Raw genomic sequence first — 23,955 nt, forward strand, 5'->3', positions numbered from 1 at the left:
TGTTTTTTTTTGTTCCTTTTTGACTCTCTAACTATGGGGGCCATTTCCCCGGGGCGGGTGCACATTCCCCCGGGGGGGGTTGGGTCACTCGCCCCCCCCCCCCCCGAATCCAGCGCGGGGGTCCCCGCCGGCCGCCAGGGCCGGCGGGCCCGGCCGCTACGGCTCGACCACCGTCTCCTGTGCCGCGGCCGTCCCGCCCGCCAGCAGCTCCGCGTCCACCGGCACGTTCCGCTTCACCACGGCCAGCGCGATCGGCCCCAGCTCGTGATGGCGGGCCGATGTGGTGACGACACCCAGCTTCCGCCCCTCCGTGCCGTCCGACGCGAGCGTGACCGGGGTGCCCGGCCCCGGCAGATGCACCTCGCTGCCGTCGAGGTGCAGAAAGACCAGCCGGCGCGGCGGCCTGCCCAGGTTCTGGACCCGGGCGACCGTCTCCTGCCCCCGGTAGCAGCCCTTCTGGAGGTGGACGGCGGTGCCGATCCACCCCAGCTCGTGCGGGATGGTCCGGTGGTCGGTCTCGAAGCCGGCCCGCGGCCGGTGCCCCTCGACGCGCAGGGCCTCGTACGCCAGAATCCCGGCCGGCGGGCCCTGCGCGGCGGTGTAGGACTCCAGGTCGGCGCGGGGCAGAAAGAGATCACGGCCGTGCGCGGTCTCCCGTACCGCGACACCGTCCGGGACCGGGGCGATCGAGCCGGCGGGCAGATGCACCACGGCGATGTCGCCGGTGCGGTCGGCGACCTCGACCCGGTAGAAGAACTTCATCGACTCCAGATAGGCGATCAGCGCCTCCTGGGTGCCGGGCTCGACGTGCGCCCAGACCGTGGTGCCGTCGTCGACCAGATAGAGCGCGTGCTCGATATGGCCGTTCGCGGAGAGCACCAGCGCCTCCGTGGCCTGTCCGGCCGGGAGGTCGGTCATGTGCTGGGTGAGCAGCAGATGCAGCCAGCTCAGCCGGTCGTCGCCGGTGACGGTGAGGACACCGCGGTGGGAGAGGTCGACCAGACCGGTGCCGTCCGCGAGGGCGCGCTGTTCGCGGAAGAGGTCGCCGTAGTGCGCGGCGACACCTTCATCGGCTCCCTCGGCGGGTACGGCGCCGGGCAGGGACAGCAGAGGGCTCTTCACAGTGGCCATGGGGAAAGCCTACGACTCGGTAGTTGACGCTTCAGCCGTGCGGCCCCCGGCGCCCCCGCCACCGGCCCGGTCGGCGGTGCAGCCGCCGCAGCGGCCGTAGATCGCGAAGTGTTTGAGGTCGGTGTCGAAGCCGAAGCTGTCGCGCAGCTTGCCGGTGAACTCCGCCGCCATCTCGGCGTCCACCTCGGTCACCTCGGTGCAGTCGCGGCAGACCAGGTGGAGGTGGTGGTGGCGGTCCGCGAGGTGGTAGGTCGGGGAGCCGTGGCCGAGGTGGGCGTGGGAGACGAGCCCCAGCTCCTCCAGCAGCTCCAGCGTCCGGTAGACGGTGGAGATGTTGATCCCGGCGGCGGTCCTGCGGACCTCGCAGAGAATGTCGTCGGGGGTCGCGTGGTCGAGGGTGTCGACGGCTTCCAGGACAAGCTGGCGCTGAGGGGTCAGCCGGTAGCCGCGCTGCCGCAGATCACTCTTCCAGTCGGTGCTCACCACGCCCCCAGTGTAGGCGGGCGCCGGTCCGGAACCCCTGTCCCGGACCGGTCCGCTTCGGCGGGGGGTCTACTTGAAGAAGGCGATGCCGTCGTCCGGGAGGTCACCGATGTCCTTGGCCCAGGACTCGACCTGCTCGGGCGTGACGGTCTTCTTCAGATGCGCCGACATGTACGGCCGCAGCGGCACCTCGGGGGTGGACTTCTCGCCCACCCACATCAGGTCGCCCTTCACATAGCCGTAGAGCCGCTTGCCGCCGCTGTACGGGCCGGAGGCCGCGGTGCGGGCCACGGCGTCGGTGACCAGGTCGATCTGCGGCTTCTGGTCGGCCAGCTCGCCGTACCAGATCTCCACGACGCCCTGGTCGCGGACCATGACGACCTCGACCTTGCGGTCCTTGTCGACGCGCCAGTAGCCGTGCTCGCTCTCCAGCGGCCGGACCTTGTTGCCCTCGCTGTCGAGGACCCAGCTGTGCGAGGCGTACTCGACGAAGTCCCGGCCGTCGTGGCTGAAGGTCACGGACTGGCCGAAGTTGCACTTCTCGGCGCCGGGGAAGTCGGAGACACCCGCGCCCTCCCAGGTTCCGAGGAGGAAGGCGAGGGGGACGAGGTCCGGATTGAGGTCGGACGGAATCTCGATCATGAGCAGCTCTGGCGATCTGTAGGTACGTCGGCTGGGGCGCGCCGTCCGGCCGGGTGGGCCCTTCGGCGGTGGTGGGGCGGTCCCGCGCTCTGGCCCGTGGCTAGCGCTGGCCCTGGTACAGCTTCTTCACGGTCAGCAGGGCGAAGGCGGCGACGCCGATGCAGACCAGGACCAGCAGGGCTTCGAAGAATGCCGTAAGCACGGGGTGCTCTCCTCGGATCAGCGGTGGGCGATTCGGTGATCGGGCGGATCGGTGAATCGGTGAGACGGAGTCCGGGCCCCAGCCTAATGGGTGGGGGCCCGGCCATCGCTGTGAGGTCCGGCGCCGCACGGCCCCGGAGGGTGTGGCGCCGGGCCGGGCCGGCCCGGGGGGCCGGTTCCGGAGGACGGCCGTCCGGGGGAAACGGCCGTCCGGGGGAAGGGGACGGCGGCGGCCGGGGGCGCGGGGGCGCGCATTACAGTTCGGTCATGGCGAAGAAGCTCGTGATCAAAGTGACCGCAGGCGCCGACGCGCCCGAGCGCTGCTCGCAGGCCTTCACGGTGGCGGCCGTCGCCGTGGCCAGCGGGGTGGAGGTGTCGCTCTGGCTCACCGGTGAGTCCTCGTGGTTCGCGCTGCCGGGCCGGGCGGCCGGCTTCGAGCTTCCGCACGCCGCGCCGCTGCCGGATCTGATCGCGTCGGTCCAGGCGGCCGGGGTGATCACGGTGTGCACCCAGTGCGCGGCGCGCCGGGACATCACCGAGGCGGATGTGCTCGACGGCGTGCGCATCGCCGGGGCGCAGGTCTTCGTCAGCGAGATCATGGCGGACGGCGTCCAGGCTCTCGTCTACTGACGCGCGGCACCGCCCGCGCCTCCATGCCTTCCCGCCACCACCGGCCACCACCGGCCGGCGGCTACGGCCGGCGGTCGTCCGTGCCGCCAGTGCTGCCGGTGTCACCGGAGTCGCCGGTGTTGCCGTCGGTGCCGGTGTCGCCGTCCGTGCCGCCGCTGCCGCCCCGGCGCTTCCCGTCCAGTTCGTCCCACCAGGCGTCCGATGTGGGGTCGCCCGAGGGGTCGTCCCACCAGCGGTCGTCGGGGCCCCGGCGATTGGCGACGATCGCCGCGAACGGCGGGATGACCATGGCGACCACACACATCGCGATGGCCGCCGGGACCGACCAGAGGCGCACCAGGGACCAGGCCGACACGAACAGGACCAGGCACCCGCCCATCAGCAGGAAATAGGCACGCCGACGCCGTGCGTACATGTCTCCAGAGTACGGCGGCGGGCGGCGCGCGGCCGGGCACGACCGAAGGGCCGCACCCCCCTTCCAGTGGCGTCCAACCCCCGGGGGTGCGGCCCTTCGGCCGTTCGGGTGACCGCGAGGGTCACACGGCGATCGCGGTGCCGGCGCTCAGACCGCGATCGCCACTTCCGCCAGGCCGCCCGTCTGCGCGACGACGGTGCGGTCCGCGGTGCCGCCCGGCACCAGGGCGCGTACGGTCCAGGTGCCCTCGGCCGCGTAGAAGCGGAACTGCCCGGTCGCCGAGGTCGGAACCTCGGCCGTGAACTCGCCCGTCGAGTCCAGCAGCCGGACATAGCCGGTGACGGGCTCGCCGTCGCGGGTCACCTGCCCCTGGATCGTCGTCTCACCGGGCTTGATCGTCGAGGCGTCGGGGCCCCCGGCCTTCGCTCCACACATACAGCTCTCCAATGGTTCCGTGGTTCGGGGGTTGCTTCGCTGGGGTTACTTGGCGGGGCCGAGCTCGATCGGCACGCCGACCAGGGAGCCGTACTCGGTCCAGGAGCCGTCGTAGTTCTTGACGTTCTCGACACCGAGCAGCTCGTGCAGGACGAACCAGGTCAGGGCCGAGCGCTCACCGATGCGGCAGTAGGCGATGGTGTCCTTCGCCAGGTCGACCCGCTCGTCGGTGTAGAGCTTCGACAGCTCCTCGTCCGACTTGAAGGTGCCGTCGTCGTTGGCGTTCTTGGACCACGGGATGTTGCGGGCGCTCGGCACGTGGCCGGGGCGCTGCGACTGCTCCTGCGGGAGGTGCGCCGGGGCGAGCAGCTTGCCGCTGAACTCGTCGGGGGAGCGCACGTCGACCAGGTTCTGCGCGCCGATCGCGCTGACGACATCGTCGCGGAAGGCGCGGATGGCGGTGTTCTGCGGCTTCGCCTTGTACTGGGTCTCGGCGCGGGCCGGCACGGCGTCGACCAGGTCGCGGGAGTCGAGCTCCCACTTCTTGCGCCCGCCGTCGAGGAGCTTGACGCTCTCGTGGCCGTAGAGCTTGAAGTACCAGTAGGCGTAGGAGGCGAACCAGTTGTTGTTGCCGCCGTAGAGCACGACGGTGGTGTCGTTCGCGATGCCCTTGGCGGAGAGGAGCTTCTCGAAGCCCTCCTGGTCGATGAAGTCGCGGCGGACCGGGTCCTGGAGATCCTTGGTCCAGTCGATCCGGATCGCGTTCCTGATGTGGTTCTTCTCGTACGCCGAGGTGTCCTCGTCGACCTCGACAATGGCGACCTGCGGATCGTCGAGGTGGGCCTCGACCCAGTCGGCGTCGACCAGGACGTCGCTGCGGCTCATGCGGTTTCTCCTCCGGGGCAGTGTGCGGCGGGACGGTGCGGGAGAGGCTGCGCGGATACGCGTCAGGAGCGGCGTACCGCACGGGGACGGCCCTGATCAGAGGTCGAAGGGCCAGGGAAGGGAGAGCGGGGCTCTCGCTCAGACGGCGCGACAGAGCATGGCGGCGACGCGGCACAGGTCGACTGCCCGCCGCTTCGTGAGATCCGCCTGTCGCTGCTTCATGCGTCCGATCGTAGGGACGGATCGGGCGCTATGTCACCGGCGTGTCGAATACTGAGACACGATCGTCCGCCATATGACACGGAAGAGGGTGCGGACCGCCGTCGCGGCACCCGCCGGCGGCTCGTCCGGACCCCTTTCTGCCCATCGGACAGGCCCGTCTCACCATGCGGCCATCCGAGGGGCGCCGGGGCTCCGCGCCCACTTCTGTAGTGGACGTTCCATCCAGTAGATTCGGGAGGATGCAGACCAGGACACGCCGGCGGACCGCAGCGGGAACCGGACCGGAGGCCGGTGACGACACCCCCGGCACCCGGGAGCGGATCGTCCGGGCGGCCTCCGCCCTGATGCAGCGCCAGGGGTACGACGGCACCGGGATCAAGCAGATCTCGCAGGAGGCCGGCGCCACCCTGGGCTCGGTCTACCACTTCTTCCCCGGCGGCAAACAGGAGCTGGCCGTCGCCGCCGTGCACCGGGGCGATGAGGAGTTCTCCGACATCCTGCGGGAGGTCCTCGGCGAGGGGGCGGACCCCGCCGAGGCGGTGCTCGCCCTCGCCCGGACCCTCGCCGACGGGCTGAGCGCCTCCGAGTGGACCGAGGGCTGCCCGGTCACGGCCACCGCCCTGGGGACCGCCGGGCGCCTCCCGGACATCCAGCGGGCCGCCGCCGGGGCCTTCGCCCGCTGGGAGGAGGTCGTCGCCGAGCGGCTCCGGGCCTCCGGCCTCCCCGAGGAGACCGCCGCGGACCTCGCCACCACGGTCGTCAGCACCCTGGAGGGCGCCGAACTGGCCGCCCAGGTCTCCCGGAGCACCCGGCCCCTGCTGCTCGCGGGAACGCACCTGGCCCGGCTGATCACCCTCCACCGGCCCGATCCGGAAGAGACTCCCTAGCCGGCCAGCGCGACATCCCTGCCCGTGCCGGTGATCCTCAGCCCGTCCTCGGACAGCTCCAGACGGTCGAGCCTGATCCCGGCGGGCATCCCCTCGATCTTCAACTCCAGGTCCACCGCCTGCCGCAGCGCCTTCCCGAAGCCCTGGACCGGCAGCTCCGGCAGGCCGTCGGCCGTCAGCCGCAGGGTGTTCCCGCCGGTCAGTTCGACCGTGCTGTACGCGGATATGGTGCGGCCCCCGAGCGCCCCGGCGACCGCGTCCGGCACCGGGACTCCCGCGCCCTTCACCACATCGGCCAGCGGGCCCTCCAGCTTGACCTGGCCCTTCGCCGCCCGCTCGGCACCCGCCCAGCCGATGGTGGCGCCCTCGGGGGCGGCCTTGCCCAGAGCCTCGTACGAGATCCGCGCGGAGCCCTCGGCGCGCCCGGCGACGGCGGAGTCGTACCCGCTGCCGACGGTCACCCCGGTCAGTCCGGCGCGGACCTCGGTGACCTCCACCGAACGGCCGCCCGCGTTGGCGGTGATGCCGGAGAGGCTGATCCCGACCTCGTCGAGACGCCGGTCCATGACCTGGGTCAGGAACGGGAAGCCCTTGATGGAGACCTCCGGGGTGGAGGGCAGTCCCTGGCTGTCGCGGATCTTCCCGGCCGCCTCGGACTCCGCGAAGCTGACCGCGATCCGGTCGAGGGCGGTGAAGAGGACGCCGAGGACCACGGCGATGATCAGCGTTATTCGCAGTGCGCGCATTGCCCGGTGTACCCCACTCTGGTCGGTTCGCCCGCGCCCCCCTCAGCCGGCCGGGGGCTCCCGGACGACGGCGCCCTGTCCGTTACTGATCGACGTCCGGGCGGCGTCGTTGGTTCCTGGGAGCCCCGTGGCGGGCGGGTCGACGGCGCGGCTCACGCCCCCGGGAGCAGGGCCCGGCCGAGGAGGTAGACCGCGGGCGCGGCGGCGGTCAGCGGCAGGGCCACGCCCGCCGTGAAGTGGACGAACCGGGAGGGGTAGTCGTAGCTGGCGACCCGCAGCCCGACCAGCGCGAGCGCCCCCGCCACCAGGCCCGGCAGCCAGCCGTCCGAGCCGAAGGAGGTCATGCCGCCCGCGGCGAGGCCCGCGCCGGCCCCCGCGAGCAGGGAGAACACCACGGAGCCGATGGCGGGCAGCGGCAGCGCGCGCGCCACGGTGGCGCCGGCGACCGCGATCCCGCCCACGATCACGGCGTCGTCGGCCGCGGCGAGGTATCCGGCCGCGAGGATGGTGAGCGCGGTGGAGGCCACCGTCGCCATCAGCCCCTGCATCCGCTCGTCCGAGCCCGCGGCGCTGCGGAGCTGGAGCACCAGGACGATCAGCACCCACACGCCGAGGGTGCCGAGGATCGCGGCGGGCGCGTTCTCCCGGCCGACCCCGAGCAGCACGGCGTCGGCGGCCAGGCCGCCCGCGAAGGCGAGCGCGATGCCCTGGCGGGCGGGCCACATGCCGTTCAGCCGGAACCATCCGGCGGCGGTGACGGCCTGGAGCAGCACGAGCGGGACGAGCAGACCGTAGGTGCCGAGGGCGGCGCCGCCCGCGAGGAGCAGGCCGAGTCCGGCGGTCAGCGCGGCGGGTTCGATGCCCGGCGGGATGATCGGCGAACGGCCCTCGGCGCGGGCCCGCTGGGCGTCGGTGACCCGGGTGTTCCCCCCGGTGGTGGGGGTGCTGTAGCCGGCGGCTCCGGGCGCGGGCGCCGGCCCGGCGGGCTCGTGCCGCCGAGGGGTCTCGGCGGGCAGCGGGCGGGCAGCGCCCGGGAAGGGGCCCGGGGCGGGGGCGGGGCTCTGTCCGTGGCCGTGGACCGGGGGGAGGTACGCGGTCTCCTCGGCGGCGGGCGGGGGCGGGGGCGCGGGGGCGAACCGCTCCGGCGGTATGGCCGGCTGGTAGGCGGTGTCCCAGGTCTCGCCCTCCCAGGTCTGCGCGGCGCCGTCCTGCTGCGGCACGGGGGGCTGCGGGTACGCCTGCGGGGCGTACTGCCCCTGCTGGCCGTGCTGTCCGTGCTGTCCGTGCTGTCCGTGCTGGCCCTGCTGCCCGCCCTGGTACTGGCTCTGGTGCGGGCTCTGGTGCGGGCTCTGGTGCGGGTGCGGGTGCTGCGGTCCCGGGTACGGGCCCTGGTGCGGGTCGTCGTACGGCCCCTGGTACGGCTGCTGCCCCTGCGGGTACCGCGGATACTGCTGATCGCTGCTCATGCTGTGTGGTTCACCCTCCTGCGAACGGCGGGAGCACCTCGACCGTGCCGCCCTCGGCAAGCCGTACGGTCTCATGGTCCCGGGTGCCGACGGGATCGCCGTCGACGAGGAAAGAGCACCGGAGGAGCACACGCGTCAGCTCCCCGGGGTGGCGTTCCCGCACGGCGGCGAGCGCCTCGGCGAGCGTGCCCGCGCGGTACGGCTCCTCCGATGTCCCGGCCGCCGCCTTCGCCGCGGCCCAGTAGCGGATCGTCCCCGCCGGCATGCGCGACTCCCTTCGTCGGCATCCATCATGAGCCATGCGCGGAGGGCTCCCGGTCGGCCAGCCACTGGGCGATACGGGCGAGCAGCAGGTCACCCGCGGCATTTCGGGCCTCGTCGCGGACGTAGGGCGAGTGCCCCATCCCCGGCTCCACCCAGAGTTCGGCGGGGCCGGCCGCCGCGAGCATCCGGGGGTGGTCGAGGGGGAAGTACGGATCGCGTTCGCCGTGCACGACGAGCAGCGGGGTGGGGGCGATCAGCGGCACGGCGCCGGCCGGGGAGAGCGGGACCGGGTCCCAGGCGCGGGTGTCGACGCGGGTGCGCAGCCCGTACCGCCCCACGGCCCGGCCCAGGGGGCTGCTGATCACCCAGTGGACCCGCCGCATCGGGGCCGTACCCCGGTAGTACCAGCGGGCGGGGGCACTGATGGAGACAACGGCGTCGGTGTGCGCCGCTCGCACCCCGGCGCGTGCTTCCGTGCGCCCCTGAACTCCTCCGGTCCCGGTGAACCGGCCCGGCGCGTGGAGTGCCGCGTGGCGCAGGGCCACCGAGCCGCCCATCGAGAAACCGACCGTCACCACCCTGCTGTGACCGAGAGCACGCGCCCAGCCGACGGCGGCGGCGAGATCGAGCACCTCGCGGTCGCCGACCGTGGAGCGGCCCGATGAGCCGCCGTGGCCCCGGAAGGAGAACGTCACCACCGCCGCACGCTGGGCGAACACCCCGGCGGCGCGGCGCAGGGCGGGCCGGTCCAGGGAGCCGGTGAAGCCGTGCGCGACAACGACGGCGGTGCCGGGCGGGCCCTCGGGGCCGGGGTGGTACCGGGCCTCGATCCGTACGCCGTCCGAGGTGATCAGGGTGGTACGGGTAGATTTGTCCCGTGAGTCGTGTGGGACCGGAGAGGCGTCCACAGTGTGAAATCGGCCCTCTGGCTCAGAACGCATGTGAGCTATTCTGCTCGGAAGAGGATCCGGGCGACGCAGCCCCCGGGTCCTTTTGTGTTTCCTGGCTGTTGTTACAGACAGGTGAACCAACCGTACGAAGCAGGGCCGCAGCACCACGTCCTCGCAGGGACCGAGGAGGAACCGACGTTATGGGTGAGCGAACCGTGCACAACCTCAAGACGACGACGACCCGGGCACAGGCAGGTGGAGTTCGATGAGCTCTCTGCTGCTGCTGACCAACGCCCTCCAGCCGTCCGCGGAGGTGCTTCCCGCGCTCGGACTGCTTCTGCACAGCGTGCGGGTGGCCCCCGCCGAGGGCCCGGCGCTGGTCGACACCCCCGGCGCCGATGTGATCCTGGTCGACGGCCGCCGCGATCTGCCGCAGGTGCGGTCGCTCTGCCAGCTGCTGCGGTCCACCGGCCCCGGCTGTCCGCTGATCCTGGTGGTGACCGAGGGCGGTCTCGCGGCCGTCACCGCGGACTGGGGCGTCGACGACGTCCTCCTGGACACCGCGGGCCCCGCGGAGGTCGAGGCCCGGCTGCGGCTGGCCATGGGCCGCCGGCAGATCGGCGCGGACGACTCCCCCATGGAGATCCGCAACGGCGATCTCTCGGTGGACGAGGCGACCTACAGCGCGAAGCTGAAGGGCCGGGTCCTGGATCTGACCTTCAAGGAGTTCGAGCTGCTGAAGTATCTGGCGCAGCACCCGGGGCGGGTGTTCACCCGGGCCCAGCTCCTCCAGGAGGTCTGGGGGTACGACTACTTCGGCGGTACGCGCACGGTGGACGTCCATGTGCGGCGGCTGCGCGCCAAGCTCGGCCCGGAGCACGAGTCGCTCATCGGAACCGTACGAAATGTGGGATACCGCTTCGTGGTGCCGGAGAAGGCGGAGCGGGAGGCGGCGGAGGCGGTCTCCGCGATCGCCCGTTCGGAAGAGGCCTCCGAGCAGCAGAAAGCCGCCGTACGGCCTGCCCAGAGGTAGGTCACCACGCGTAGACTGCCGCGCGTGGCCAAGGTGACGCGGGACGATGTGGCGCGGCTGGCGGGTACGTCGACCGCCGTGGTCAGCTATGTCATCAACAACGGACCCCGGCCGGTCGCACCGGCCACGCGCGAGCGCGTACTCGCCGCGATCAAGGAGCTGGGGTACCGCCCGGACCGGGTGGCCCAGGCGATGGCGTCGCGGCGGACCGACCTCATAGGCATGATCGTTCCCGATGCCCGGCAGCCCTTCTTCGCGGAGATGGCGCACGCGGTGGAGCAGGCCGCGGCCGAGCGCGGGAAGATGGTGCTCGTCGGGAACTCCGACTACCGGCGCGAGCGCGAGGTCCACTACCTCCGCGCGTTCCTCGGGATGCGGGTGGCCGGGCTGATCCTGGTGAGCCAGGGGCTGACCGAGCAGGCCGCGCAGGAGATCGAGGCGTGGGACGCGCGGGTGGTGCTGCTGCACGAGCGCCCCGAGGCGATCGACGACGTGGCGGTGGTGACGGACGACATCGGCGGCGCCCAACTGGCGACCCGCCACCTCCTGGAGCACGGCAACGCGTATGTCGCCTGCCTCGGCGGCCCGGAGTCGACACCTCCGGTCGGCGACCCGGTGACCGACCATGTCGAGGGCTGGCGGCGGGCGATGCTGGAGTCGGGGCGCCCGGTGGAGGGGCGGCTCTTCCAGGCGCCCTTCAACCGGTACGAGGCGTACCAGGTCGCCCTGAAGCTGCTGGCGGGCCCGGAGCGCCCGCCGGCGATCTTCTGCTCGACGGACGACCAGGCCATCGGGGTGCTGAGGGCGGCGCGGGAGCTGCGGATCGATGTGCCGGGGGAGCTGGCGGTGGCGGGCTTCGACGACGTGAAGGAGGCCCACCTCACGGACCCGCCCCTCACCACCGTCTCCTCCGACCGCCCCGCGATGGCCCGCGCGGCCGTCGACCTCGTCCTGGACGAGAGCCTCCGTCTGGCGGGCTCGCGCCGGGAGCGGGTGCGGCAGTTCCCTTCGGGTCTGGTGATCCGGAGGTCGTGCGGCTGCGGGTAGCTCCGCTCGCCGGCGGGGGTTCCTCCGGCACGGCGCGGGGGTGCGAGGGCTGGGGGTGCGGGGGTGCGGGGGCTTGTGGCGCGGGGCTGCGGGGGCTTGTGGCGCGGGGCGCGCGCGGGGTCCTGTGCCACGGGGTCCGCCTTCGGACGCCCGGCGGGCCGGGTGGTTCAGCCTCGCCGGCGTCCGGTGCGCGGGGAGCCCGCGCGCAGCGGGGGGCCTCGGTGAGGCTCAGGCATCCACCGGGCGCGGCTCGCGGCGCATCACCCAGAGGGTCGGCCCGCCGCCGGGAAGTTCCGCCTCACCGAGCACCGTGAAGCCGAAGTGCTCGTAGAAGGGGAGGTTCTCCGGCTTGGAGGACTCCAGATAGACCGGCATCCCCTCGGCGTCGGCCTTGGCGAGCCCGGAGCGCAGGAGGGCCGCCCCGTGCCCCTGCCCGCGCGCCGCCGGGTCGGCCCCGACGACGGCGAGGTACCAGTGCGGCTCCTGGGGCGCGTGCTCGACCGCCGCCTCCACGGCCTGCCGGAACAGGGACGCCCGGTCGCCCAGGATGTCCATCAGCTCCGCTATGGTCTCCGCGTCGGGAACGGCCTGCGCACCCGGCGGCACCCAGAACGACGCGGCGGACGCGGTGCGCTCGCAGGCGCCGTGGCCGACGTACTGCCGGGCGAAGATCGTGCCGAAGTAGCGGTCCATCCGCGCCTCGCGCGTGGCGGCGTCGGGGAAGAACCAGCTCATCATCGGGTCGTCGTGAAAAGCACGGGCCAGGGTGCGGCTGATCAGCGAAGTGTCGTCGATCGTCGCCGGGTTCGGTGTATTGGTCATCGACATACGGGTCATTCTGCACCCCGCGATGATCTTCATGGGAGCGGGGTCGGATTGCGGGGAGGGGCCTGCGGCGCGGGGGCCGCCGGGCCCTGCTGAGCGCGGGGGCCGGGGGCCGGCCGGCCTGACACCCGGTCCCTCCGGCGGTTGAGGAGCGGGAGGTCCGGGTGCGGGCCCCCGAACACGCCGGCGGGGCCGGGTCTCGTGGCTCGGGCCGCCCGGCGGGGGTGAGACCGACCGGACCGGGGTCCCGCGGCCCGCGAGCGGAACGAACCCGCACCACGAGCCCCCGCAGCCCCCCGCCCCCTCTTATCCGGGGCCTACAGACTTCTGGCCCGGTTCTTACGGGCACCTCAGACTCCTCTCATCTGCCGCCGGGACAGTCGTACCCATGACGGACTACTACCGCGAGCAGCCGCAGCAGCAGCCCTCCCACCCGCAGGCGTACGACACGGCCTACCCGCCCCCGCCCGCCCAGCCCCCGCAGACGCACCGGGCGCGGGCGAAGCGGCCCGTCGGGCTGTTGCTCACCGTCGCGATCGTGGCCGCCACGATCGGGGGCGGGGTCTCCGCGCTGGTCGACCGGGCCGGGGGCGGGGAGAGCGCGGGAGCCGGCGGCGGCGGGATCAACGGGACCAATGTGGCCAGCTCCAGCGCGGGCACGGTCGCCGGGGTCGCGCAGGCCGTCATGCCGAGCATCGTCGAGATCAAGGCGGGGGGCGCCTCGGGGCAGTCCACCGGCTCCGGGGTGATCATCAGCGCGGACGGCGAGATCATCACCAACAACCATGTGATCTCGGGCGCCGGCACCGTGCAGGTCGGGCTCAGCACCGGCAGGACGTACACCGCCGATGTCGTCGGCACCGACCCGGGCAAGGACCTCGCCCTGGTCAAGCTCCGGGGGGCGAGCGGCCTCAAGCCCGCCGCGCTCGGCGACTCAGGGAAGCTGACGGTCGGCGAGGAGGTCGTCGCCATCGGCTCGCCCGAGGGGCTGACCGGGACCGTGACCAGCGGCATCGTCTCCGCGCTCGACCGGGATGTCACCGTCGCGAAGGAGCCGGAGCAGCGCCAGCGGCCCGACGCCGGGTGGCCCTTCGAGTTCGGCGGACAGGAGTTCAACGGCGACACCGGCGACTCCAGGACCACGTACAAGGCCATCCAGACCGATGCCTCGCTCAACCCCGGCAACTCCGGCGGTGCGCTGATCAACATGCGCGGCGAGATCATCGGGATCAACTCCGCCATGTACTCGCCGAGCGCCTCCGGCGGCGCCGGCGCGGGCAGTGTGGGGCTGGGCTTCGCCATCCCCGTCGACACCGTCAAGGGTGTCCTCGGCGACCTCCGCGACGGTGACGGCTGACCGCTCCGGGCGCGTGCGAGGCTGATCCCATGACGACTTCCCGTGAAGGCGAACGCATCCTCATCGTCGACGACGAACCCGCTGTCCTGGAGGCGCTCCAGCGGAGCCTGGCCTTCGAGGGCTATGGCACCGAGGTCGCCGTCGACGGGATCGACGCGCTCGCGAAGGCGGAGGCGTACCAGCCGGAACTGATCGTGCTGGACATCCAGATGCCCCGGATGGACGGTCTGACCGCCGCCCGCCGCATCCGGTCCACCGGCTCGACCGTGCCGATCCTGATGCTGACCGCCCGCGACACGGTGGGCGACCGGGTCACCGGCCTGGACGCCGGGGCCGACGACTACCTGGTGAAGCCGTTCGAGCTGGACGAGCTGTTCGCCCGCATCCGGGCGCTGCTGCGGCGCAGTTCCTACGCCCCGGCGGCGGCCGGCGCCGCCGGCGACGACGGGCACGAGGTGCTGGCCTTCGCGGATCTGCGGATGGATCTGGTGACCCGCGAGGTGCTGCGCGGCAGCCGCCCGGTGGAGCTGACCCGCACCGAGTTCACCCTGCTGGAACTGCTGCTGGCCCACCCCCGCCAGGTCCTCACCCGTGAGCAGATCCTCAAGGCCGTCTGGGGCTTCGACTTCGAGCCCAGCTCCAATTCGCTGGATGTGTATGTGATGTATCTGCGGCGCAAGACCGAGGCGGCCGGGGAGCCCCGGCTCGTCCACACCGTGCGCGGAGTGGGGTACGTCCTGCGCTCGGGCGGCGGTGAGGCGTGACGGGCCTGGCCGGCCGGTTCCGTACGCTCCCGCTGAGATCCCGGCTCGCGCTGCTGGTGGCCACGGCGGTCGCGGTGGCCGTCGCGGCGGTCTCCGTCGTCTCCTGGCTGCTGACCCGCGCCCAGCTCTACGACGAGCTGAACACCACGCTCCGGAACACCAGCGCCCCGCCGGACATGGTGGAGCAGGCCTATCAGAACTGCTACAACGTGCGCCCCGCCGAGGACGAATCGCCCAACTTCGCGTACACCCAGCTCGTGGGGCGCGACGGCCGGCGCTGTGTCGGACCGTACTCCGAGCCGGTGAAGGTGAAGCCGTCGGATGTCGCGGTCGCGGCCGGTCTGCGGAAGGACACCCTGCACGACAGCGTCACGGACGACGGCTCGCCGGTGCGGGTGCACACCACGCTGACGGAGATCGGGAACGGTCTCAGTGTCGCCGTCTCCGTCTCCCGGCCGCTGGACGAGATCAGTACGTCCCTGAACCGGCTGGCGCTGCTGCTGACCGGGCTCGCCGGGGTCGGGGTCGTCGGCGCGGGCGCGGCGGGGCTGCTGGTCGCCCGGACCGGGCTGCGGCCGGTGGACCGGCTGACCGCCGCCGTGGAGCATGTGGCGCGCACGGAGGATCTGACCGTGCGCATCCCCGCCGACGGCGAGGACGAGATCGCCCGGCTCTCGCGCTCCTTCAACTCCATGACGGCGGCGCTGGCGTCCTCGCGGGACCGGCAGGCGCGGCTGATCGCGGACGCGGGCCATGAGCTGCGCACCCCGCTGACCTCGCTGCGGACCAATATCGAGCTGCTGGCGCGCAGTGAGCGGACCGGCCGGGCGATCCCGGCGGCGGACCGGCAGGCGCTGATGGCGTCCGTGAAGGCGCAGATGGCGGAGTTGGCGGCGCTGATCGGCGATCTCCAGGAGCTGTCCAGGCCCGACGCGGTACGGGGCGGTCCGGTGACGGTGGTCGCGCTGCACGAGATCGTGGGCACCGCTCTGGGCCGGGCGCGGCTGCGCGGACCGGAGCTGACGTTCGCGACGTCGATGGAGTCCTGGTACGTCCGGGCCGAACCGGCGGCGCTGGAGCGGGCGCTGGTGAATGTGCTGGACAACGCGGTGAAGTTCTCGCCCCCGGGCGGCACGGTCGAGGTGCGGCTCCAGGGCGGGACGCTGAGCGTGCGGGACCACGGGCCGGGCATTCCGGCGGACGAGCTGCCGCATGTCTTCGAGCGGTTCTGGCGCTCGCCGTCGGCGCGGTCGCTGCCCGGGTCGGGGCTCGGTCTGTCGATCGTGGCGCGCACGGTCCAGCAGTCGGGCGGCGACATCCGGCTGGAGCCCGCCCCGGGCGGCGGTACGCGGGCGGTGATCCGGCTCCCGGGCGCGGCGATCCCGCCGCCCGCCCATCCCTGAGCCGGAGGTCCGGGGGCGGAGGTCCCGGAGGCGCCGTCCCCGAGCCGGGCGGCCCGGCCGTCCCCCCCGGCCGGGCTCGAACGGCGGTCACGGCCGGCGGGCACGGCCGGGTTCGCGCCAACTCCCCGGGATTCTCCGCCTACTTCGGCCCGGGCCCTCGCGGTGCGGGCAGGACCGGCGGAGCATCGTCGGCGAGCGAGTCCCGGGCGACCCGGGGGACCCATGAACCTCAAGGGCCCCAGGCCCCCGGGGCGCCCGCCGCGCCGCCCGGCAGCGCACCCCGCCACGGATCGGGCGGCCCCTCCCCCCATCAGGAGACCCCATGGCCAGCGCTCCACCCCCCGAGGCGACCGACCGGCCCGACCCCGGCCCCCGAGCCCGTACCGACGCAGACGCCGACGCCGACGCATACACCGACGCGATCGTCGTGGGCGCCGGGTTCTCCGGCCTCTACCAGCTCCATCTGCTGCGCGAGCGGGGCCTGCGGGTCCGCCTCTTCGAGGCCGGTGACGACGTCGGCGGCACCTGGTACTGGAACCGCTATCCGGGCGCCCGCTGCGACATCGAGTCCCTCTCCTACTCGTACTCCTTCTCGCCGGAGCTGGACCAGGAGTGGGTGTGGAGCGAGAAGTACGCGGGCCAGCCGGAGATCCTGCGCTATCTCCGGCATGTCGCCGACCGGTTCGGCCTGCGGAGGGACATCACCCTGCGCACCCGGGTCACCCGGGCCGCGTGGGACGGGGAGCGGCGGGTCTGGCGGGTGACCACCGACACCGGGGAGACGGTCACCGCCCCGTTCGTCGTGATGGCATCGGGGTGCAACTCCGCGCCCAGGGAACCGGACATCCCCGGCGCCGGGGACTTCACCGGGACCGTCCACCACACCTCCCGCTGGCCGCACGAGGAGGTCGACCTCACGGGCCGGCGGGTCGCGGTGATCGGCACCGGCTCCTCCGGCGTCCAGCTCGTCCCGGTGCTCGCCGGGCGGGCCGCCGAGGTGACCGTCTTCCAGCGCACCCCGGCGTACTCGATGCCCGCCTGGAACCGCCCGCTGGACGGGGAGGAGATCGCGGAGCAGAAGGCGCGGTACCCGGAGTTCCGGGCGGCCCAGCGGCGCTCCAAGGGGGGCAGTGTCTGCGAGATGCCGACGCGGTCGGCGCTGGAGGTGGGCGAGGAGGAGCGCACGGCGGCGTACGAGAGAGCCTGGGAGGCGGGTGTGCTCAGCGCGATGCTCCGCTCGTACACCGACATCCTCGTCGACGCCGCCGCCAACGAGACCGCCGCCGCGTTCATCCGCGCCAAGATCGCTTCGATCGTCGACGACCCGGCGACCGCCGAGGCCCTCACCCCGCGCGACTACCCCTTCGCGACCAAGCGCCCGTGTCTGGACAGCGGGTACTACGCCGCCTTCAACGACCCCCGGGTGTCGCTGGTGGATCTGCGCGCCACGCCGATCGAGGCGATCACCCCGAAGGGCGTACGGACGTCGGAGCGCGAGTACCTCGTCGACACCATCGTCCACGCCACCGGCTTCGACTCGCTGACCGGCGCCCTGACCGCCGTGGAGATCGTGGGCCGGGACGGGGTGACGCTGCGGGAGAAGTGGGCGGACGGGCCGCGCAGCCTTCTGGGGCTCGTGTCGGCCGGCTTCCCGAACCTCTTCACGGTGACCGGGCCGCTGAGCCCCTCGGTGCTGACCAACATGGTGGTCTCCATCGAGCAGCACGTGGAGTGGATCACCGACTGCGTCGTCCATCTGCGGGAGCGCGGCATCGCGGAGATCGACGCCGCCCCGGAGGCCGAGGAGAGCTGGGGCGCCCATGTCGCGGAGCTGGCCGCCGGGACGCTCTACCCGGCCGCCGACTCCTGGTATCTGGGGGCGAACGTGCCGGGGAAGGCCCGGGTGTTCCTGGCGTACACGGGCGGGCTGGACCGCTACCGCGCGGAGTGCGACGCCGTGGCGCGCGACGGCTACCGGGGGTTCGTCCTCTCGGGGAGCCGATAGCCGATGGCCGGGAGCCGGCAGCGGGGCGCCGGCAGCCGGGGGCGGGGGCGGGAGCGCTCCGGCGGGCGGCCCCGGGACCGTGGGCACGGACCGATTCCTCCGCGCCCCCGATGCCGGTACGTCCGTGGGGCGGCCGGTCCACCAGGACCCGCCGCCCCACCCCCGTACCGCCGCCCGGTGCTACTTCACGACGGTGATCCGGCCGACCGCCGGCGGGGCCAGCGGCGCGGACGCGCTGGAGTTCGCCTGGAGGTGGCCGATCAGCACATCGAGGTCGGAGGCTCCGACGACCTTGTTGCGGTGCTCCTTCAGCACGGCGAAGCCGTCACCGCCGGCCGAGAGGAACTCGTTCATCGCCACCCGGTAGGTCCGCGCCGGGTCGATCGCCGTGCCGTTCAGCCGCACCGATGAGGCCACGACCCGGTCGGCGCCGGACTTGGTCCAGTCGAGGGTGTAGGTGAGGCCCTTCGAGCTCTGGAGGATCTTCGGGACCTCCAGGTTGGCGGCGCTGACCTGCTGCTGGAGCGCGGTGATCAACTGGGCGCCGGTCAGGTCCACCACATTCATCATGTTGGTGAAGGGCTGGACGGTGAACGCCTCGCCGTAGGTCACCACACCGTCGCCCTCACCGGCGGACGCCTTGTGCGTCAGGCCCGCGCGGATGCCCTTGGAGTTCATGAGGGCGAGCTCCGCCCCGCCCTTGTCGGCGGGTGCGAGCGCCGCGAGCTGGGCGTCGGCGATCAGGTTGCCGAGCGGGCTCTCCTCGGTCGCGGAGGTCTCGATGTCGGCGGTGATGTGGCCGACGGGACGGTTGGCGATCGGGCCCGCCAGGGTGTTCCAGCGGTCGATCAGCCGGGTCATGTCCTGCGCCTTGGGGACATCGCGGGTGACGACGTGGTTGGCCGACTCGACCGAGGTGCGGACCACATCGCGCGTCCTGCGGTCGTAGGTGAGCGTGGTGTCGGTGTACAGCCGCCCGGCCGAGGCCGCCGAGGTGACCGTGCGCGGCTTGCCGGACGGGTCCGGGATGGTGCACGCGTACGCCTCGTGGGTGTGGCCGGTCACCAGCGCGTCGACCTGGGGGCTGACCTTCTTGGCGATCTCCACGATCGGGCCCGAGATGCCGTCGCCCGCGCCGGAGCTGTCGCAGTCGTAGTTGTACGAGGTGGAGGCGGGGTAGCCGCCCTCGTGCAGCAGCGCGACGATCGCCTTGACGCCCTTGCGCTCCAGGACCTTGGTGTACTTGTTGATGGCCTCGATCTCGTCGCCGAACTTCAGGCCCTTGATGCCGTTGGCGTTGACGATGTCCGGGGTGCCCTCCAGGGTCACTCCGACGAAGCCGACCTTGACGCCGTTCCTCTCCCAGATGAAGTACGGGTCCAGCAGCGGCCGGCCCGACTTCTCATGGGTCACGTTGGAGGTGAGATAGGGGAAGTCCGCGCCCTTGAACCTCTTCCCCGGCTCGTGGCAGCCGGCGGTGGGGTGACAGCCGCCGTTCTGGATGCGGCCCAGCTCCGTGGCGCCGTCGTCGAACTCGTGGTTGCCGACGGAGGAGACGTCCAGGTCGAGCCTGTTCAGCGCCTCGACGGTGGGCTCGTCGTGGAAGAGCCCGGAGAGCATCGGGGTGGCGCCGATCAGATCGCCCGCCGCCGCCGTCACCGAGTAGCGGTTGCCCTTGCGGGCCTCGCGCAGATGGGTGGCGAGGTACTCGGCCCCGCCCGCGTCGATGGTCCTGGTGGTGCCGTCGGGGTTGGTGTGGGTGACCCGGCCGCCCGAGCCGGAGGGCGGCTGGAGGTTGCCGTGCAGGTCGTTGAAGGAGAGCAGCTGCACATCCACCGTCCGGCCGTGGCCGTGGCCGCGCTCCCGCTCCTCGGGGGAGCCGGCGGGCACGGCGGCGACAAGGGCGCCGACCGTGGCCAGTCCGGCGACCGAGGCGAGTATGCGGCGGTGGATGTTCGAGCTGCTCGTCCTGTGCGGTCTGGCTGACATCGCTCCCCTAGGTGATTGGGCGGCGGATATGAGGTCTGCGAGCCGCAGCCTAAGGTCAACGCGCGTAGCGCGACAGGGGGATGAGGTCACGACCTGGTTGCCTTCACTTGTCACTTCCCCGCAAAAGCGCCTTTTCGGCCAAGGTCGGTCTTCGGCCATTCGGGGGTGTGCCGATCAACCAGCGCCCCCCTCGGCGGGTCACTTCAGGCGATGCCGGCTCGCGGCGGCGCTCACGGTCGCACCGTCACAGGTCACGACCCTGAACCGCCCGGGCCCGGCAGCGCACACCCCACACCGACAGGGGGACGAGTGAGGAGCCGGAGCATGGCAGCCCAGAGCATGGCGACGACAGCGGCGACGACAGCGGCAGCGCGGCGCAGAGCAAGGGCCGGGGCAAGAGCCGGGGCAAGGACCGGGGCACGGACCGGGGCGGTGGGCATCGTGGCGGCGGCACTCGCCGTCACCGCCTTCGCCGCTCCCGCCCAGGCGGACACCCGGGGGCCGGACCGTACGGACCGCGCCGCCACGGCGGACCGTACGGACGGCACCGCCGCCGCCGCGCCGGAGCGGCGGCACCGCGCCACCCAGCGGGCGATGGACGCGATCGTCGCGGGCGGCATCCCCGGCGTCACCGGGCAGGTGCGCGACCGGCACGGCGTCTGGAAGGGCACCGCCGGTGTCGGCAACCGCGAGACGGGCGCGCCGCGCGGCAAGAACGACCGCTTCCGGATCGCCAGCATCACCAAGACCTTCGTGGCCACCGTGCTGCTCCAGCTGGAGGCCGAGGGGAGACTCGACCTCGACGACACCGTGGACCGGCATCTGCCCGGCCTGGTCACCGGCAACGGCCACGACGGCACCCGGATCACCGTACGGCAGCTGCTCAGCCACACCAGCGGTGTCTTCGACTTCTACGGGGACGAGGGGTACGCCCGGAAGTACATGCTCGCCGAGGGCTTCCTCAAGCACCGCTACGACTACCGCTCGCCGCAGGCCGCCATAGCCGTCGCCATGAGCCACCCGCCCGTCTTCGCGCCCGGCAGCGACTACGCGTACTCCAACACCAACTACGTGCTGGCCGCCCTGGTCATGGAGAAGGTCACCGGGGACACCTACGAGAACCAGGTCCGCGAGCGGATCATCAAGCCGCTGGGCCTGCGGTCGACCACGGTCCCCGGCAACGACTCGTCGATGCCGCGCCCGAGCAGCCGGGCGTACTCGAAGCTCTCCTTCGACCCCGCCGCCACCACGATCCACGACGCCACCCTCCAGAACGCCTCCCAGTCCTGGGCCGACGGCGACATGATCTCCAGCGCCGCCGATCTGAACCGCTTCCACAGCGCCCTCATGCGCGGGAAGCTGCTCCCGGGAAAGCAGCTCACGGCGATGAAGACCCCCAGCGCGCAGTCGGTGGCGCGGGGTGAGGACTACGGCCTGGGGCTCACCCGGGTGAGGACCGGCTGCGGCACCGAGCTGTTCGGCCACAGCGGCGGCTGGATCGGCTCCCTCTCGTACGCGCTGACCACCGAGGACGGCCGGCACGCGCTGGCGTACAACCTCAACGGCGACTGGTCGGCGGCGGGGATGCAGGAGCTGGTGGAGGCGGAGTACTGCGGCACCGCGCCCGCCGCCGCCGGCAAGCGCACGGACGCGGGCGCGGGCGCGGGCGCGGACCAGGGTCCGGTCAAGGGTCCGGTCAAGGGCCCGGTCAAGGTCTTCGGGTCCGGTCGGCCCACCCGATGACCGGCCGGGCGAACAGCGGAGTGAGGAGCGGGGCATGACAGCACGGCAGTGGGCGCGCACGGGCGTGGTGGGGCTCGCGGCGGCGGCACTCGCCGTCACGGCGTTCGGCGCACCGGCCGGGGCCGCCGCCACCCAGAGCACCGGCACCGGCAAGGATCACGGCACGGGACACCGGGCCACCCAGCGGGCGCTGGACACCGTCGTCGCGGCGGGCATCCCCGGAGCGCTCGCCCAGGTCCGGAAGGACGGCCGGGTCTGGAAGGGCGCCGCCGGTGTCGGCAACCGCGAGACGGGCGCGCCGCGCGGCAAGAACGACCGCTTCCGGATCGCCAGCATCACCAAGACCTTCGTGGCCACCGTGCTGCTCCAGCTGGAGGCCGAGGGACGGCTCGACCTCGACGACACCGTGGAGCGGCATCTGCCCGGCCTGGTCACCGGCAACGGCAACGACGGCGGCAGGATCACCGTACGGCAGCTGCTCAACCACACCAGCGGGCTCTTCGACTACCTCAACGACCCCGAGTACGCGCACACCTATCTCATCGGGGACGGCTTCCTGAAGCACCGGTACGACACCCTGGCGCCGGAGTTCCACGTCCGGGTGGCGCTGGGCCATCCGCCCGAGTTCGCGCCCGGCAGCCGGCACGCGTACTCCAACACGGGCTATGTGCTGGCCGGACTGATCATCGAGAAGGTCACCGGGAACACCTACGAGCACGAGGTCCGCGAACGGATCATCAAGCCGCTGGGGCTGAGGTCCACCAGCCAGCCCGGCAACAGCCCCTTCATGCCCCGGCCGAGCGGGCGCGCGTACTCCTCGCTCTATCTCCCGGACGCGTCGAGGACCCATGACGTCACCGAGATGAACGGCTCCCAGGGCTGGGCCGACGGTGACATCATCTCCTCCACCGGGGACCTCACCCGCTTCTTCAGCGCCCTGATGCGCGGCGATGTCCTGCCGAAGCGTCAGCTCAAGGCGATGAAGACCACCGTGGCCGCCCCGGACATGGGTACGGACATCCGCTACGGGCTGGGGATCTACTCGCAGCGGACCAGTTGCGGCACCGTGCTGTGGGGCCACGGCGGGGGCATCGTGGGCTCGCTCTCCGACGCGGTCACCACCGAGGACGGCCGGCACGCGCTGGCGTACAACCAGAACGGCGACTGGGCGATGCCCGTCGACATCGCCGAGGCGGAGTTCTGCGGCACCACCAGGGCCGGGGCCCGGGCGAGGTTCTGAGCCCCGGCCGCACACGAGGAGAGACGGATGACAGGAAGACAGCGGGCCCGTACGGGGGTGGTGGCGCTGGCCGCGGCGGCGGTGGCCGCCACCGCGCTCGCCGCGCCCGCCCGGGCCCACCACCCGGACCGCGGCGAGGACCGCCGCACCGACCACCGGGCCACCCAGCGGGCGTTCGACGCCCTGGTGGCGGGCGGTGTGCCGGGGGTCACCGGGCAGGTGAGGGACGCCGGCGGGGTCTGGAAGGGCGCAGCGGGCGCCGGCGACCGCGAGACGGGCGCGCCGCGCGGCAAGAACGACCGCTTCCGGATCGGCAGCATCACCAAGACCTTCGTGGCCACCGTGCTGCTCCAGCTGGAGGCCGAGGGGAGACTCGACCTCGACGACACCGTGGACCGGCATCTGCCGGGCCTGCTGCGCGGCAACGGCCACGACGGCCGCAGGGTGACCGTGCGGCAGCTGCTCAACCACACCAGCGGGGTCGCCTCCTACACCGACGACCCGGGCTTCCAGCGCGACCGGCTGCTCGCCCCGGGGTTCCTCGGGAACCGCTGGAGCCCGATGACACCCCGGCAGCTCGTACGGATCGCCATGGCCCGGCCCGCGCTCTTCGAACCGGGCGACCGGCACCGGTACTCCAACACCAACTACATCGTGGCCGGGATGGTCCTGGAGAAGGTGACCGGGAACCCGTACGAGCGGGAGGTGCGGAAGCGGATCATCGAGCCGCTGGGGCTGACGGCCACCAGCTCCCCGGGGAACCGGACGCGGCTGCCCCAGCCGAGCGGCCGGGCGTACTCGAAGCTCTCCTTCGACCCGGGCGCGACCCGGGTCCACGATGTGACGGAGCTGAACGCGTCCATGGCGTGGGCCTCCGGAGACATGATCTCCTCCGCCGGGGACCTCAACCGGTTCTTCAGCGCCCTGATGCGCGGGAAGGTGCTGCCGGAGCGTCAGCTGGAGGCGATGAGGACCACGGTCTCCGGGTACGGCCTGGGCATCGAGACGGCCACCCTCTCCTGCGGGACGACGGTGTGGGGGCACGGCGGCGGAATCGTGGGCTCCAGGTCCTCCGCGCTCACCACGGAGGACGGGCGGCACGCGTTCGCCTTCCAGGTGAACGGGGACTGGGGCGGGGGCGGCGCCGACCCGGTGGGCGCGGAGTTCTGCGGTACGTGAGCGGGGGCGGAGGTGTGGTTGGGCACGATGTCGACAATGATCCGCAGCCCCAGCCGATGGGCCTCCGCGATCA

Annotated in this window: 23 protein-coding genes and 1 pseudogene; 11 read left to right on the forward strand and 13 right to left on the reverse strand. The window is 72.6% G+C overall.

Going from position 1 to position 23,955, the window contains the following annotated elements:
* Window positions 1-156: 156 nt before the first annotated feature.
* The 3 genes from ygfZ to ABT122_RS29695 form a co-directional block, all read right to left on the reverse strand.
* Complete coding sequence (ygfZ, locus tag ABT122_RS29685; RefSeq protein WP_351558619.1) at window positions 157-1,122, reverse strand: CAF17-like 4Fe-4S cluster assembly/insertion protein YgfZ; 966 nt, start codon at window positions 1,120-1,122, stop codon at window positions 157-159.
* A gap of 18 nt (window positions 1,123-1,140) precedes the next feature.
* The gene (locus ABT122_RS29690; protein WP_351558583.1) at window positions 1,141-1,617 is read right to left on the reverse strand and encodes a Fur family transcriptional regulator; all 477 of its coding nucleotides are present in this window, start codon (window positions 1,615-1,617) and stop codon (window positions 1,141-1,143) included.
* A 66-nt stretch (window positions 1,618-1,683) separates the two neighbouring features.
* Window positions 1,684-2,256, reverse strand: coding sequence for a heme-binding beta-barrel domain-containing protein (locus ABT122_RS29695; RefSeq protein WP_351558585.1), 573 nt, complete (start codon window positions 2,254-2,256; stop codon window positions 1,684-1,686).
* A gap of 468 nt (window positions 2,257-2,724) precedes the next feature.
* On the opposite strand from ABT122_RS29695, the gene ABT122_RS29700 reads away from it, so the two are divergent.
* Window positions 2,725-3,087: a DsrE family protein gene (locus tag ABT122_RS29700; protein WP_351558587.1), complete on the forward strand. Its 363-nt coding sequence runs from the start codon at window positions 2,725-2,727 to the stop codon at window positions 3,085-3,087.
* A 163-nt stretch (window positions 3,088-3,250) separates the two neighbouring features.
* On the opposite strand, the pseudogene ABT122_RS29705 reads toward ABT122_RS29700, so the two are convergent.
* The 4 genes and pseudogenes from ABT122_RS29705 to ABT122_RS29720 all read right to left on the reverse strand — a co-directional run.
* Window positions 3,251-3,502 (reverse strand): annotated as a pseudogene (locus ABT122_RS29705) (DUF3099 domain-containing protein); the annotation flags it as partial.
* Between the two features lie 147 nt (window positions 3,503-3,649).
* Window positions 3,650-3,937 carry a DUF1416 domain-containing protein gene (locus ABT122_RS29710; RefSeq protein WP_054232391.1) on the reverse strand — a complete coding sequence of 96 codons (288 nt, stop codon included), beginning with the start codon at window positions 3,935-3,937 and terminating at the stop codon, window positions 3,650-3,652.
* Between the two features lie 45 nt (window positions 3,938-3,982).
* The gene (locus ABT122_RS29715) at window positions 3,983-4,822 is read right to left on the reverse strand and encodes a sulfurtransferase (protein ID WP_351558589.1); all 840 of its coding nucleotides are present in this window, start codon (window positions 4,820-4,822) and stop codon (window positions 3,983-3,985) included.
* A gap of 138 nt (window positions 4,823-4,960) precedes the next feature.
* Window positions 4,961-5,044: a putative leader peptide gene (locus ABT122_RS29720; protein ID WP_350807544.1), complete on the reverse strand. Its 84-nt coding sequence runs from the start codon at window positions 5,042-5,044 to the stop codon at window positions 4,961-4,963.
* Window positions 5,045-5,283: 239 nt separating this feature from the next.
* Here ABT122_RS29720 and ABT122_RS29725 point away from each other — a divergent pair, with 239 nt between their 5' ends.
* Window positions 5,284-5,931: a TetR/AcrR family transcriptional regulator gene (locus ABT122_RS29725; RefSeq protein WP_351558591.1), complete on the forward strand. Its 648-nt coding sequence runs from the start codon at window positions 5,284-5,286 to the stop codon at window positions 5,929-5,931.
* On the opposite strand, the gene ABT122_RS29730 is transcribed toward ABT122_RS29725, so the two are convergent.
* The 4 genes from ABT122_RS29730 to ABT122_RS29745 form a co-directional block, all read right to left on the reverse strand.
* Window positions 5,928-6,677 (reverse strand): LmeA family phospholipid-binding protein, encoded by a 750-nt coding sequence (locus tag ABT122_RS29730; protein ID WP_351558593.1) that lies wholly within the window; start codon window positions 6,675-6,677, stop codon window positions 5,928-5,930. The genes ABT122_RS29725 and ABT122_RS29730 overlap by 4 nt on opposite strands.
* A gap of 152 nt (window positions 6,678-6,829) precedes the next feature.
* On the reverse strand, window positions 6,830-8,143 hold the full coding sequence (locus tag ABT122_RS29735; RefSeq protein ID WP_351558595.1) for a hypothetical protein: 1,314 nt from the start codon (window positions 8,141-8,143) through the stop codon (window positions 6,830-6,832).
* A 10-nt stretch (window positions 8,144-8,153) separates the two neighbouring features.
* Window positions 8,154-8,408 (reverse strand): MoaD/ThiS family protein, encoded by a 255-nt coding sequence (locus ABT122_RS29740; protein WP_351558597.1) that lies wholly within the window; start codon window positions 8,406-8,408, stop codon window positions 8,154-8,156.
* Window positions 8,409-8,433: 25 nt separating this feature from the next.
* Window positions 8,434-9,348 (reverse strand): alpha/beta hydrolase family protein, encoded by a 915-nt coding sequence (locus ABT122_RS29745; RefSeq protein WP_351558599.1) that lies wholly within the window; start codon window positions 9,346-9,348, stop codon window positions 8,434-8,436.
* A 214-nt stretch (window positions 9,349-9,562) separates the two neighbouring features.
* Between ABT122_RS29745 and ABT122_RS29750 the strand changes: the two genes are divergently transcribed.
* Together ABT122_RS29750 and ABT122_RS29755 are read left to right on the forward strand one after the other, a co-directional pair.
* Window positions 9,563-10,330, forward strand: coding sequence for a response regulator transcription factor (locus ABT122_RS29750; protein ID WP_351558601.1), 768 nt, complete (start codon window positions 9,563-9,565; stop codon window positions 10,328-10,330).
* Window positions 10,331-10,354: 24 nt separating this feature from the next.
* Window positions 10,355-11,377 carry a LacI family DNA-binding transcriptional regulator gene (locus tag ABT122_RS29755; RefSeq protein WP_351558603.1) on the forward strand — a complete coding sequence of 341 codons (1,023 nt, stop codon included), beginning with the start codon at window positions 10,355-10,357 and terminating at the stop codon, window positions 11,375-11,377.
* A gap of 228 nt (window positions 11,378-11,605) precedes the next feature.
* Here the strand turns inward: ABT122_RS29755 and ABT122_RS29760 are convergent, their stop codons facing one another.
* Window positions 11,606-12,214 carry a GNAT family N-acetyltransferase gene (locus tag ABT122_RS29760; RefSeq protein WP_351558621.1) on the reverse strand — a complete coding sequence of 203 codons (609 nt, stop codon included), beginning with the start codon at window positions 12,212-12,214 and terminating at the stop codon, window positions 11,606-11,608.
* A 376-nt stretch (window positions 12,215-12,590) separates the two neighbouring features.
* Here ABT122_RS29760 and ABT122_RS29765 point away from each other — a divergent pair, with 376 nt between their 5' ends.
* The 4 genes from ABT122_RS29765 (at window position 12,591) to ABT122_RS29780 (ending at window position 17,731) form a co-directional block, all read left to right on the forward strand.
* Entirely contained in the window at window positions 12,591-13,559 is a 969-nt protein-coding gene (locus tag ABT122_RS29765; RefSeq protein ID WP_351558605.1) for a S1C family serine protease, read from the forward strand.
* A gap of 29 nt (window positions 13,560-13,588) precedes the next feature.
* A complete protein-coding gene (locus tag ABT122_RS29770; RefSeq protein WP_351558606.1) occupies window positions 13,589-14,323 on the forward strand; it encodes a response regulator transcription factor in 735 nt (244 codons plus the stop codon).
* Window positions 14,320-15,726 carry a sensor histidine kinase gene (locus ABT122_RS29775; RefSeq protein WP_351558608.1) on the forward strand — a complete coding sequence of 469 codons (1,407 nt, stop codon included), beginning with the start codon at window positions 14,320-14,322 and terminating at the stop codon, window positions 15,724-15,726. The genes ABT122_RS29770 and ABT122_RS29775 overlap by 4 nt, the downstream gene beginning before the upstream one ends.
* A 322-nt stretch (window positions 15,727-16,048) precedes the next feature.
* Window positions 16,049-17,731, forward strand: a complete 1,683-nt coding sequence (locus tag ABT122_RS29780) for a flavin-containing monooxygenase (protein ID WP_351558610.1) — start codon at window positions 16,049-16,051, stop codon at window positions 17,729-17,731.
* A gap of 180 nt (window positions 17,732-17,911) precedes the next feature.
* Here ABT122_RS29780 and ABT122_RS29785 read toward each other — a convergent pair whose 3' ends face one another.
* Window positions 17,912-19,720, reverse strand: coding sequence for a bifunctional metallophosphatase/5'-nucleotidase (locus ABT122_RS29785; protein ID WP_351558612.1), 1,809 nt, complete (start codon window positions 19,718-19,720; stop codon window positions 17,912-17,914).
* A 324-nt stretch (window positions 19,721-20,044) separates the two neighbouring features.
* Here ABT122_RS29785 and ABT122_RS29790 point away from each other — a divergent pair, with 324 nt between their 5' ends.
* From ABT122_RS29790 to ABT122_RS29800, 3 genes are read left to right on the forward strand one after another with little or no spacing between them, the layout of a single operon-like run.
* A complete protein-coding gene (locus ABT122_RS29790; protein WP_351558613.1) occupies window positions 20,045-21,463 on the forward strand; it encodes a serine hydrolase domain-containing protein in 1,419 nt (472 codons plus the stop codon).
* A gap of 34 nt (window positions 21,464-21,497) precedes the next feature.
* Window positions 21,498-22,703, forward strand: a complete 1,206-nt coding sequence (locus ABT122_RS29795; RefSeq protein WP_351558615.1) for a serine hydrolase domain-containing protein — start codon at window positions 21,498-21,500, stop codon at window positions 22,701-22,703.
* Window positions 22,704-22,730: 27 nt separating this feature from the next.
* Window positions 22,731-23,882, forward strand: a complete 1,152-nt coding sequence (locus tag ABT122_RS29800) for a serine hydrolase domain-containing protein (RefSeq protein WP_351558617.1) — start codon at window positions 22,731-22,733, stop codon at window positions 23,880-23,882.
* The last annotated feature ends 73 nt before the right edge of the window (window positions 23,883-23,955 follow it).

The sequence above is a fragment of the Streptomyces sp. NPDC001985 genome (genome assembly GCF_040296845.1).
In the GTDB taxonomy this organism is placed as follows: domain Bacteria; phylum Actinomycetota; class Actinomycetes; order Streptomycetales; family Streptomycetaceae; genus Streptomyces.

What these genes read in the sequence shown, in the direction of transcription:
- ABT122_RS29745 (WP_351558599.1), bottom strand. Translation starts at nt 9,348, where the DNA reads ATGCGTTCTGAGCCAGAGGGCCGATTTCACACTGTGGACGCCTCTCCG.
- ABT122_RS29695 (WP_351558585.1), bottom strand. Translation starts at nt 2,256, where the DNA reads ATGATCGAGATTCCGTCCGACCTCAATCCGGACCTCGTCCCCCTCGCC.
- ABT122_RS29750 (WP_351558601.1), top strand. Translation starts at nt 9,563, where the DNA reads ATGAGCTCTCTGCTGCTGCTGACCAACGCCCTCCAGCCGTCCGCGGAG.
- ABT122_RS29790 (WP_351558613.1), top strand. Translation starts at nt 20,045, where the DNA reads ATGGCAGCCCAGAGCATGGCGACGACAGCGGCGACGACAGCGGCAGCG.
- ABT122_RS29765 (WP_351558605.1), top strand. Translation starts at nt 12,591, where the DNA reads ATGACGGACTACTACCGCGAGCAGCCGCAGCAGCAGCCCTCCCACCCG.
- ABT122_RS29800 (WP_351558617.1), top strand. Translation starts at nt 22,731, where the DNA reads ATGACAGGAAGACAGCGGGCCCGTACGGGGGTGGTGGCGCTGGCCGCG.
- ABT122_RS29780 (WP_351558610.1), top strand. Translation starts at nt 16,049, where the DNA reads ATGGCCAGCGCTCCACCCCCCGAGGCGACCGACCGGCCCGACCCCGGC.
- ABT122_RS29760 (WP_351558621.1), bottom strand. Translation starts at nt 12,214, where the DNA reads ATGACCCGTATGTCGATGACCAATACACCGAACCCGGCGACGATCGAC.
- ABT122_RS29735 (WP_351558595.1), bottom strand. Translation starts at nt 8,143, where the DNA reads ATGAGCAGCGATCAGCAGTATCCGCGGTACCCGCAGGGGCAGCAGCCG.
- ABT122_RS29700 (WP_351558587.1), top strand. Translation starts at nt 2,725, where the DNA reads ATGGCGAAGAAGCTCGTGATCAAAGTGACCGCAGGCGCCGACGCGCCC.
- ABT122_RS29770 (WP_351558606.1), top strand. Translation starts at nt 13,589, where the DNA reads ATGACGACTTCCCGTGAAGGCGAACGCATCCTCATCGTCGACGACGAA.
- ABT122_RS29730 (WP_351558593.1), bottom strand. Translation starts at nt 6,677, where the DNA reads ATGCGCGCACTGCGAATAACGCTGATCATCGCCGTGGTCCTCGGCGTC.
- ABT122_RS29725 (WP_351558591.1), top strand. Translation starts at nt 5,284, where the DNA reads ATGCAGACCAGGACACGCCGGCGGACCGCAGCGGGAACCGGACCGGAG.
- ABT122_RS29720 (WP_350807544.1), bottom strand. Translation starts at nt 5,044, where the DNA reads ATGAAGCAGCGACAGGCGGATCTCACGAAGCGGCGGGCAGTCGACCTG.
- ABT122_RS29710 (WP_054232391.1), bottom strand. Translation starts at nt 3,937, where the DNA reads ATGTGTGGAGCGAAGGCCGGGGGCCCCGACGCCTCGACGATCAAGCCC.
- ABT122_RS29785 (WP_351558612.1), bottom strand. Translation starts at nt 19,720, where the DNA reads ATGTCAGCCAGACCGCACAGGACGAGCAGCTCGAACATCCACCGCCGC.
- ABT122_RS29740 (WP_351558597.1), bottom strand. Translation starts at nt 8,408, where the DNA reads ATGCCGGCGGGGACGATCCGCTACTGGGCCGCGGCGAAGGCGGCGGCC.
- ABT122_RS29795 (WP_351558615.1), top strand. Translation starts at nt 21,498, where the DNA reads ATGACAGCACGGCAGTGGGCGCGCACGGGCGTGGTGGGGCTCGCGGCG.
- ABT122_RS29715 (WP_351558589.1), bottom strand. Translation starts at nt 4,822, where the DNA reads ATGAGCCGCAGCGACGTCCTGGTCGACGCCGACTGGGTCGAGGCCCAC.